The organism is Streptomyces sp. H39-S7, from assembly GCF_027158205.1.
Classification (GTDB): Bacteria; Actinomycetota; Actinomycetes; order Streptomycetales; family Streptomycetaceae; genus Actinacidiphila.
Window position 1 is genome coordinate 1 of the sequence record NZ_JAPVLU010000085.1, and the last position, 10,101, is coordinate 10,101.

General features: G+C 69.0%; 7 protein-coding genes and 1 pseudogene. 4 read left to right on the forward strand and 4 right to left on the reverse strand.

All coding sequences use genetic code 11. From position 1 onward, the window contains the following. The 3 genes and pseudogenes from O3X23_RS41225 to O3X23_RS41235 form a co-directional block, all read right to left on the reverse strand. Positions 1-246: pseudogene (locus O3X23_RS41225) on the reverse strand (hypothetical protein); the annotation flags it as partial. Between the two features lie 2,053 nt (positions 247-2,299). Beyond that, the gene (locus O3X23_RS41230) at positions 2,300-2,440 is read right to left on the reverse strand and encodes a hypothetical protein (protein ID WP_269279578.1); all 141 of its coding nucleotides are present in this window, start codon (positions 2,438-2,440) and stop codon (positions 2,300-2,302) included. A gap of 196 nt (positions 2,441-2,636) precedes the next feature. After that, positions 2,637-3,788 (reverse strand): AI-2E family transporter, encoded by a 1,152-nt coding sequence (locus tag O3X23_RS41235; protein WP_269279581.1) that lies wholly within the window; start codon positions 3,786-3,788, stop codon positions 2,637-2,639. A gap of 409 nt (positions 3,789-4,197) precedes the next feature. Here O3X23_RS41235 and O3X23_RS41240 point away from each other — a divergent pair, with 409 nt between their 5' ends. Together O3X23_RS41240 and O3X23_RS41245 are read left to right on the forward strand one after the other, a co-directional pair. Further along, positions 4,198-6,345, forward strand: a complete 2,148-nt coding sequence (locus O3X23_RS41240; RefSeq protein WP_269279584.1) for an MMPL family transporter — start codon at positions 4,198-4,200, stop codon at positions 6,343-6,345. A 373-nt stretch (positions 6,346-6,718) separates the two neighbouring features. After that, on the forward strand, positions 6,719-7,777 hold the full coding sequence (locus O3X23_RS41245) for a PP2C family protein-serine/threonine phosphatase (RefSeq protein WP_331284013.1): 1,059 nt from the start codon (positions 6,719-6,721) through the stop codon (positions 7,775-7,777). Between the two features lie 184 nt (positions 7,778-7,961). On the opposite strand, the gene O3X23_RS41250 is transcribed toward O3X23_RS41245, so the two are convergent. Beyond that, positions 7,962-8,864 (reverse strand): LysR family transcriptional regulator, encoded by a 903-nt coding sequence (locus O3X23_RS41250; protein ID WP_269279587.1) that lies wholly within the window; start codon positions 8,862-8,864, stop codon positions 7,962-7,964. 308 nt (positions 8,865-9,172) lie between these two features. Between O3X23_RS41250 and O3X23_RS41255 the strand changes: the two genes are divergently transcribed. Next, positions 9,173-9,484 carry an EthD family reductase gene (locus O3X23_RS41255; protein ID WP_269279590.1) on the forward strand — a complete coding sequence of 104 codons (312 nt, stop codon included), beginning with the start codon at positions 9,173-9,175 and terminating at the stop codon, positions 9,482-9,484. 109 nt (positions 9,485-9,593) lie between these two features. After that, positions 9,594-10,101 (forward strand): PhzF family phenazine biosynthesis protein (locus O3X23_RS41260; RefSeq protein WP_269279594.1); only part of this gene is annotated, 508 nt, incomplete at its 3' end.

The following is a 10,101-nucleotide window of genomic DNA, read 5'->3' on the forward strand; positions in this document are numbered from 1 at the left end:
GTGGAGATGTTGCGCCGAGGGCTGCCCGGGCACCATGCCCTCGGACTCTATCTGCACGGTCAGTCGGTTGCCGTTGATGCTGAGCATGGCGATGCCCCGGGAACCGGAGTTGTTCAGCTGCGCCAGGTCGATCTGGTAGGCGTTGCCGTCCTCCGCGACAGCCGGGGAAGTGAGTCCCACGGCCAGCAACATGGCGGCGGGCAGGGCGGCGACCGCCATGAGGCGACCGGTGCGCTTGGCTATCACATTCGCTCCTGTTCCGCGGCTTTCACAGGGAGGGAACCGCAGATCGTACGGGGGGGTGAAGCAAGATCCTGGGCAGGTTCTCCCTGCGGGTTCGGAGCTGCAACGCCCGTGGATTGGTGGTTATTTGCAAAATTTCACAGAGGGTCGGGCCCGGGACTCTGACCAGCCGCAACGAGGCCCCACCCGATCCGGACCCTGCAAGGCGGCCGGCCGTGAAGCGCGACCCGCGGGATTGCGAGGCTCGGCACGCGGTCGAGCGCGGCATCACTCAATCCGGAACAGCTGTGTTTGTTGCCCACGCGCCCGTCCTGCCAGAAGCATCCGGCGAGGGGGCCGGAGGAGCGGGCCAGCCCTGTCGGTGCGACCCGACGGGCTCGGCGTCCGCGGTCTGCTGGGCCTTGCCCGTCTGTTGAGTTGGGTCCTGATGGCCCGCAACGACGCGTTTGTCACTGCTCTTGCTCTCATGGCTGACCGACGTCCCCTGCTCTTGTCCGGGCGCCGGGTTCGCCTGCGTCGTCTCCGTCCTCGGCTCAGGTGCGCGGCGGTAGGCGGGTGTCGCGGTTTGGTCCGGTGCCTTGGTCTCGCCTGTCCGGTGGCGCGGCGTTCGCGTCGCGGGAGCGGCAGTCGGCGTGGTGTTGGCAGCCGATGAAGCCAGAGGGAGACGTACGGGATGCGCATCGCCCTCGGCCTCAGGCTGACAGGTCTGGCCGAGTCGAAGGGAGTCCATCGGATCCTGGAACCTGGCCGAAGCCGACTGGATGGTGATGCCGTAACGCCCAGCAGGCTGGTAGCCATTGTGCTGGGCATGCGAGAACCAGTGCCTCTGTTGATCCCCCGGGGCCGGTGGGCGCGGGAGCGGCGCCGCGGTGTCTCCCGGATTCGGTGTCCCAGCGTGTCCGCCGGTGCCGGGAAGCTGCGGACTCGGGTCGTCCGGGGGCAGCCAGGACGGTGCTGGTGACGCGCCGCCGCTGCTCAGCATCCAACCGACGACCACGAGACTTCCTACCACGCCGATTCCGCAGGCTCCCGCAAGCTTGCCGGCCCTGCCCACGGGTCGTGTTGACCTGCTGAACGTACCTGAGGTCCGGTACCGACTCGGCTGTGCCGGCGGAAGGTCGCCCCCTTGCAGCGCGTGGGATTCGACTCCCCTGCCGGAAGGAGTGGGATTCTTGTGTTGGGTGTCGTTGCTCGACCGTGGCGCGTCCCTCCTTCGGTTCCCCTGGACTGCTGCGCCTGTGGGAGGCATGTCCCAGGCCGACCGGTGAGGGACGGAACCTCGAGGCGAGGACCAACTGCCCTGATGTGATTCCCTCGGCAGGCCCGTGTGCTCGGATGCTTCCACGGCAGCTGCGGAGATGTTGTCGTGGAGCTGCGACCCACGAGCCCAGAGCGGTTGTACGGCTCTTGCTTCCAGCACAGTTGGGCGTTCCTCGGACGTCGGGCTCGACTCCTTCCGTGGCCGGAAGGCATCCCAGTTCTCGACACCGGAAGCAGATTCGCGCGACGACTCGGTGACCGCGACAGCGAGCCGAGACGGCGGGCGACTGAGGCCGTGGTCGCCTCGCCACACGGCTTGATGCACGGTCGGGGACTGCGGATAAGACCCCAACACGGGCCCACTGCCTATGGGGTGCAGAGAGACATCGGTTGCGCGCAGCTCGGCGCGGGCGGCGTCCAGGGCGTCCAGAACGGCATGGAAAGACTCCGTGATCGAAGGGCCGAGGGCGGGTTCGGATAGGTCTCCCCAAGGTTCGATGGGGTCTGTTCGCATCACAGTCCTCCTCAGCCGACACGCCCGAAGTAACCGGGTAGGGCAACCGACGCGTCTCTGGCGTTCAGATAGGTATCTGAACGACCGAATATGTCCATTCCTCGATGCCTCGGCGCACCGAGACCGCACGAAATCGTTCAGCTGCCCGGTCATACGCATCCCGTCGGAATTTTTCTCATGCCTCCCTCGGTGTGCTTCTCCCTGAAGGCGCTTCTCCCCGCACCCTCGGATGCGCGTTGGGATCGGCCGGCGGGCAGCGCGCGACGGGTGTCTCACGTCGAGCTACGACGGCCGACCACCGCGCGAGCCGCGGGTCTTGCGGATGCGGGCCCGGTGGGCCTCGTCCGCGATGGTGCAGTGGATCTCGCGCTGCCGCAGGTGAGCGCGGTTCCTCCGGGAGGCGTACGCCGCATCAGCGCGCATTCACCCGATCTGGGCGGTTGCGCAGTGCGCACGGTCGTGGAGGCCACCGGGATCCTGCGCGGACGGCATCGGCGGGCCCCGGATTCCACCGTCCTCGGCGACACGGTGGCCGCCCGAGGCGCCGTCACACGATGCACTGGAAGCGCCCGCCGGGCGGGGACGGTTCTGTCAGGGGCCCGAAGGATCCCCCTCTCCGTCAAGGGGAGGCTTTGGGTGTGGACCCTGGTTCGCCTGCCGGGTGCAGCGCCTGATGGACCGACCAGAGGACGGACACGAGCGGCACGGCCACCACCGCGCCCACTACTCCTGCCGCGATGGCGCCGCCGATGACGGCGAACGCGACCACCACCGGATGCAGCCGGACGGCCCAGCTCATCACGATCGGGTGCAGCAGGTGCCCCTCGATCTGTCCGATGATCACGATGAGGGCGACGACCATGGCCGCGATCAACGGGCCTTTGGCCGCCAGGGCCACCACGGCGGCGATGGCGAGAGCGATGGGTGAGCCGATCAGCGGAATGAACGCGGCGAAGAACTCCAGCAGGGCCAGGGGGACCGCGAGCGGCACTCCGAGAGCGAAAAGGGCCACGCCGACCAGGACCGCGTTGGTCGCGGCCACCAGCACGATGCCATGGGTGTAGCCGGTGAAGGTCCGCCAGGCTGCGCGGCCCGCGATCAACGCCCGCTCCCGCGCAGCCGGTGGAAGCTGATCGCAGAACCAGCCCCACTGCCGGTCGCCGGAGTGGATGAAGAAGACCGAGGAGAACAAGGCCAGGGCGAACACGGTCAGGACTTCGACGACCCGGCCGGCGCCACTGACTGCCGTACTGATGAGGGTGGACCGGTGGCTGGACAGGAACTGCCCGATCCGGGACTGGAGGTCGGTGAGTGCTCCCGGGTTGAGCCGGAACGGCGGCTGCTGGAGCCAGCGCTCGATCCTGCCGACGCCTGTCCGGAACTCCCGTGCCAGCCCGGTGCTCTCTCCCGCCACTGAACCTCCGACCAAGGCCAGGACGCCGAGGAGGAGGACGATGCTGCCGATCAGGGTCAGTGCGACGGCGAGAGGTCGTGGCAGAAGGCGCCCCAGGATGTCGGTCACCGGCCGGAGCATCGCGGTGATGACCAGACCGAGGAAGACAGCCACAGCGATCTCGTGGAATCGCCCCAGCACGGCGAAGAGCGCGTACACGAGGGCGCCCACCACGAGGATCCGCCAGGCGTATGCGGCAGCCGTCCGCAGGGCGGGGGCCACTCGCGGCTCGCCGCCGGGCCGGGGGAGCGACCGCCGACCGCCCGGGTTCCCGGTCGGAGCAGGGGTGATGCCGCGCAGCGCTTGACGCGACGCCATACGGATCCGGTGCCGGCGCCCGGCGGACGGCGCGACGGGGTCAGGACATCTACAAGCTCGTACCACCGGGGCCGGTTCTGCCACGCCACCGGCACGATATTCGCCCGAAGGCATGCGGACCGTGTGGCGTAGCCGCCGGGGGACGCGTCTTGGGAACGGAATCCCCCAATGGCCCAAGGACAAGGTACTCAAGGAGATGCCGGAGGAAACCTCGATGTCCGCAGCAACGGCCGTAGGGGCGCTTGGTGTCTGGCCGTCGGCGCCGCCCCAGCATCGCTTCGGCGTTGGCGTCGCCCGCTGCCCGGCATGCTCTGCCGCGTGGTTCAAAGTATGCAAATCTGTCTGATATCAGAGGAATGTGACCGAGGGCTGGGCTCGGGCACCCTTACGGCGTGCGGGAGGACCGGGCATGCGACGGTGGGCCGAATTCGTTCTGCGGCATCGCAGGGCGGTTGTGGGGTTCTGGGGTCTGGTGCTGGTCGCCGGCGTACTGCTGGCCGGCCGGACGACGGATCGGCTGACGCTCGACTTCTCGCTGCCGGGCCAGCCCGGCACCGTCACGGCGCATCAGATCAAGCAGGCCTTCGGCAGCGGTGGCGACACGAGCCCGTATCTGGTCTCGGTCACCCTTCCTGCGGGGCAGTCGATCACGGGTCACGAGGCCGAGGTCGGCCGGGCGTTCGCCGCGGTGGGCGCCACGGTGCCGAACGTGCGGGTGATCGGCGAGGCGAACACCGGCGACAAGGCCTTCCGGACGAAAGACGACCGGACCGCCTACGCGCTCGTGTTCTACCAGTTCAACCCGTCCCCGAGTCAGAAGCTGCTGACCGATCCGATCCAAGCGGCGGCGGAGAAGGCCCTGCCGCCCGGCGCCACGGTCGGGGTGACGGGCCAGGACATCCTGGCCTCCGGGGGCGACGACAGCGGCGGGCCGGGGGTGCTCGGGGAGACGCTTCTCGGTGCCGTCGGCGCCCTCGCCGTGCTCGCCTTCGTGTTCGCGTCGTTCCTCGCCCTGCTGCCGCTCCTGGTGGCCGCGGTGTCGATCCTCGCGACCTTCGTGATGCTGCTGCCGCTCACCTACGTCACCGATGTGTCGTTCATCGTGCAGTTCCTGGTCGCCCTCATCGGCCTGGGCGTGGCGATCGACTACTCGCTGCTCTTCGTCACCCGCTGGCGCGAGGAGCGCGACCGCGGCCGGGAGAACCACGAAGCGGTCGTGGTCGCGATGGAACGGGCCGGTCACGCGGTGGTGTTCAGCGGCATGGCCGTGGCCATCGGCCTGCTCGCACTCGTCGTTCTGCCGGTCCCGTTCATGCGCAGCATGGGGTACGGCGGGGTGCTCATCCCGCTGGCCAGCGTGATGACCACGCTCACCCTCACACCAGCGATCCTGGGCGGCATCGGGCCGCGGGTCGACTGGCCCAAGATCCGCCACGAGAACCGGGCGAGCCGCGCCTGGAGCCGATGGACAGCCGCCGTGGTGCGGCGCCGCTGGATCGCGGCCTGCGCCGCGCTGGCGGTGCTGGGGGTCCTGATCGGTGTCTTCTTCGGCATCAAGATCGGTCTTGCCTCGTCGGAGTCGCTGGCCAAGAACGGCCCCGGCTACGAGACCCTGACCACGCTGAAGCGTGGGGGAGTCCCGACGGGCGCGCTGACCCCGATGGAGGTCCTGGTCCGTACCGACCAGGCCAAACCGGTGGCAGCCGAGCTGGCCAAGATCGACGGCGTGAGCAGTGTGGTCACGCCCTCCGGGCCGGCGGGCAACCGGGACGGACAGAGCATCGTCGTGGTCATCCCCGACGAAGAGACGGTGAACTCGCAGAGCGTCGGCGTGGTCAAGCGGGTCAAGAGCGCCACGGAGAACGTAGCCGGGGTCGCCGGTGTCGCCGGCATCGGTGCGGCGCAGATCGACTTCATGCACGCCGTCTACGGCAACTTCCCGATGATGCTCGCGATCATCACGGTGCTGACGTACGTGTTCTTGGCCCGCGCCTTCCGCTCTCTGCTGCTACCGCTCAAGGCAGTGCTGCTCAACCTGATGTCCCTCGGGGCGACGCTCGGGCTGATGGTGATCTTCTGGCAGGACGGTCACGGATCCAACGCGATCTTCGGCATCGCGGCCACCGGGGCCATCACGTTCTGGATCCCTCTCATGATCTTCGCGTTCCTGTTCGGACTGTCGATGGACTACGAGGTGTTCATCCTGTCCCGCATCCGCGAGGAATACGACGCGGGACGATCGACCGACGCCGCCGTCATCGAGGGCGTCGGCCGCACGGGCCGACTCGTCACCAGCGCCGCGCTGATCCTCTTCCTCGCCTTCGCCGCGCTCGCCTCCGGCCCCGGCACCGACCTCAAAACCCTGGCGACCGGCCTCGGCCTGGGCATCCTCCTCGACGCAACCATCGTGCGGATGCTGCTCGTTCCGTCCCTCGTCTCCCTGTTCGGCCCGCTGAACTGGCACCTGCCGGCCTGGGCAGCCCGCCCCCTGCGCGTACAACCGTCCTACCCGCACCCTGAGCAGCCTGAGCCCGAGCCCAAACCACCCATGGGCTGAACCGTCAGCTGCTGCTCCTGGCCCCTGCTGGTCGCCGTCTGCGCGCTCTCCAGCGCCGTCACGCTGGGCGCACGCGGGGACACCGTTCTCGGCGATCCTGAAGGGGAAACCTGCAGCCCTATCTCAGGGCAGTCTCGCGAAGGGGCCCGAACCATGGTGATCCGCAAACGCCGCGGTCATCGACCCTCAGTCGGCCCCGGTCGCCGTACGTAACCGGAGCCATCAGTGTTGAGTGGAACATCGCGCTGCAGCGAGGGAGGCTGTACACATGCGATCGCTCCTTCGCCCGGCTCCTCCACCGGGAGCGGGCGGTTTCAGCCGAGTCCACCTGACACTCGCGCAGTGCCTGCCATTCGCCATCACACTGCTCGTGGTGGGCATCGAGCTGTCGCCTGCACACTTTCTGTATACCGGCCCCCTCCTCACCGCGACACCGGCGCTGGCCGCGGTCACGATGGGCCCGAAAGGCACTTTCTGGGCAGCGGCTTTCGCCCTGTCGATCAGCGTGGCCACCGCCACCTTCAACCAGGCGTGGGGCAGCCAGCAGGTCTACACCAACTTCCTGGCGATCCTCCTGGTATCCGCGGCCAGCATCATGACCAGTAGCGCCATCAGTACTCGCCGGGAGGAGCAGCTCGATCAGATCCGCCGGATCGCCGTGGCCGCCCAGGGTGTCCTCCTGCGGCCCCTGCCCGCCCGCCTGGGCCCGATGCGGGCGTCGAGCATGTACCTCGCGGCTGAGGCGGGGGCGCAGATCGGCGGTGACCTGTACGCGGCGGTGCAGACCCGGTACGGCGTCCGGATTCTCATGGGGGACGTCCGGGGCAAGGGGCTGCCCGCTGTGCGCTCGGCCGCGGCTGTGCTGGGCGCCTTCCGGGAGGCCGCGCACTATGAGGAGGAGCTGGCGGAGGTCATAAGCCACTGCGCGGCCGCCTTCCGACGGGAGTGCGCCTTGCCGGGTGCGGTCGATGAGCAGGCGGAATGTTTCGTCACAGCGGTCGTGGCCCAGGTGCCGGAGGGACCCGTGATCCAAATGGTCAACCGCGGCCACCCGCCTCCGCTGCTGCTGCGGCAGGGCAAAGTCCAGGCCCTGGTGCCCACCACACCACTGCCGCCCCTCGGCCTGGAAGAGTTCATCTCTGGCCCTCCCGCCAAGCCGGAGAGCTATCCGTTCGTACCCGGCGACCGTCTGTTGCTGCACACCGATGGCGTCATCGAAGCCCGCAATCGTGACAACGACTTCTTCGCCCTTCCCGAGGCCATGGAAGCGGTGTATGCCCACAACCCACCGGAGTTCCTGGATCAACTGCACCAGGCATTGATCCGCCACACCGAGGCGTCCCTGGCGGACGATGTGGCGATGATCCTCCTTGACCGACTCGACGAAGACGTCGAGGCAGCTGCCACCTCACCCAGTGACGGGCGGGATTGATCACTCCCGCGCCGGCGCATCCCGGACCGGCCGACGCCGACCTCTGGGCGAACGTGGTGCGCGAGGTCGACGCGGTGGCTCGGTTCGCGCCGACTGAAATCGAGCTTGCCGTCACTACGGCCGCCCGGCGCAAGGTCTTCGGTCTCGCCACCGCAGACGTCCCTCTCGCTGGACCTCCTGCGCGTCAGTCGGGCAGCCAGTGCAGCTCGTGCGCCAGGGTTTTGGCGACGGCACGGATGCGGCGGTGCAGTGGCGACGTCTCGCGGGGGAGGACCAGGTGGATCGTCAGGCTGGGCGCGCCCCGCAGCGGTCGCCAGGTGAGGCCGGCCGGTGATGCCGTGACCGCGGCTTCTCCGGCCGGGGCGAGGGTGACCCCGTCGCGCAGGTCGCGCTGAGACATGTCGAAAGAGACTGCGAGCGTGTGGAATCGGGGGTGTGGCCGGGTGTCTCGGAACAGTGCGGACAGCTGATCATGGATCACGGGGTTGGCCGCACGGTCCGGGAGTCGCAGCGGATACGCGGCCGCGTCGGCGATCTCGATCTCCGGGTGTTCGGCCAGCGGATGGTGCTGCGCCAGCTGGACCCCGATGCGCTCACGCCGCAGCAGGAACCGGCGCACGCCACCGCCCGGCTGTTCACCGCGGGTGATCCCGGCATCGATGCGGCCGTCGGCGACCGCGGGGGAGATCTCCGGTGTCGCCATCGGGACCGCGCCGACCTCGAGTCCGCTGGTGCCGCGAATCAGCCTGTCCACCAGGGCCGGTGCCGTCTCGACCCCGGTGCTGAGGCTGTATCCAATGCGCAGCGTGCCCAGTTCACCAGCCGCCGCGCTCCGGGCGGTGTCCCAGGCCCGGTCCAGCGCCGCCAGCGCGGGCGGCGCGGACTCCGCCAAAGCCGCACCGGCCGTGGTCAATGCGACGCTACGCGTGTTGCGGAGCAGCAGTGCCGTACCGAGTTCCGCCTCCAAGCGGCGCACCCGGGCGCTGAGTGCGGGTTGTGCGATACCGATCCGTGCGGCCGCGCGGGTGAAGTTCAACTCCTTTGCCAGCACCAGGAAGTAGCGCAGGCTCACCGTATCCGGCGTCACGTGCCCTCCCTGCCGATGGATAACGATCCGTTCTGAGCCTAGCCCGAACCGGTCTTTCCCTCGACCGCACATCAAGCCCTAACCTGCGCATATGACGATTCAAATGACCGCCGTACTGGACATCGCACTCACGCGCACCGCCGATGTCGAGTCCGCCCTCACGGCTCTCGCGAAGGCCGCGGCCACCGAGCCCGGTGTGGTCGACTATGGATGCCGGCGCGACCCGACTCACCCGGGCCCGGCAGTCTTTAGCAGGAACTCCCAGGGCACCCGGAGTGTCACGGTCTCGTCTCTGGACGGAGGTCGTCATGCATAAGTTGGTGGTCCTGTATTCCAAGCCCGCCGACCCTGACCACTTCCGCGACTACTACGTGACCAACCACCTACCACTGGTCATGAATTGGCCCGGCCTGCTGGCGTGGCGCTACAGCTTCGACGTGGCAGCGACCAAGGCAGAAGCGCCGTATTTCGCGGTCTTCGAAGGCGACTTCGCTGACGTCGCCGCCATGGCCGCGGCGCGGGCGTCGCCGCAAGGCCGGCGGGTGGCCGCCGATGTCGCCAACTACGCCACCGGCGGTGCGGTCATCATCCACTACCCGGTGCAGGACGGCACCGGCTGAGGCAGGCCGGTACGCTCCGGGACGCGTTAGGTCGGCCGTTGCGGCCAGGTCCGGTGAGCGGCGGACGCCGTTCGCGGTTGCCGGTTCGTTGAGCGTCAAAGGTGGGCCGATGACTTGGCCGGATGTCACGGTGGTCGATGCGTGCGTGCGGCGCGACGGCAGGGGCGGTAGCCCCACGTCCGTCACCGACGACAACCCGGCGGCAACGGACGCGGACCGGCGTGCGGTCGCTGCTGCGGCCGGCACCTCGCACGCGGCGTTCCTCGGCCCGGGGCGGGCGCCGGACGGTGGCTGGCCGGTGCGGTTCTTCACCGCTACCGCTGAACTGTCCGGCTGCGGGCACGGCGCCGTTGCCGCGCAGGCCGTCCGGTTGACCCGCACCGCGCTGGGCGAGCTGAACGACCGCCAACACACCGGCGGGCGCTCGTTCGACACCGTCGCGATCCGCCGCCCCGCCGGCATCGAGGTGTGGTTCGACCAGGGCCTCGTCGCGCTGCGTCACCCGGCACCGGACGAGCGCGCCGCGATCGTCGCCGCGCTCGGGCTCACCGCGGACGACCTGCATCCGACCGACGCGCCACGGATCGCCGCGCCCGGCGCACCCCGCATGCTGGTAC

Bases quoted from the DNA above. Each gene is read 5' to 3' on its own strand.
- O3X23_RS41240 (WP_269279584.1), top strand. From the start codon at position 4,198: ATGCGACGGTGGGCCGAATTCGTTCTGCGGCATCGCAGGGCGGTTGTG.
- O3X23_RS41230 (WP_269279578.1), bottom strand. From the start codon at position 2,440: ATGCGCGCTGATGCGGCGTACGCCTCCCGGAGGAACCGCGCTCACCTG.
- O3X23_RS41235 (WP_269279581.1), bottom strand. From the start codon at position 3,788: ATGGCGTCGCGTCAAGCGCTGCGCGGCATCACCCCTGCTCCGACCGGG.
- O3X23_RS41255 (WP_269279590.1), top strand. From the start codon at position 9,173: ATGCATAAGTTGGTGGTCCTGTATTCCAAGCCCGCCGACCCTGACCAC.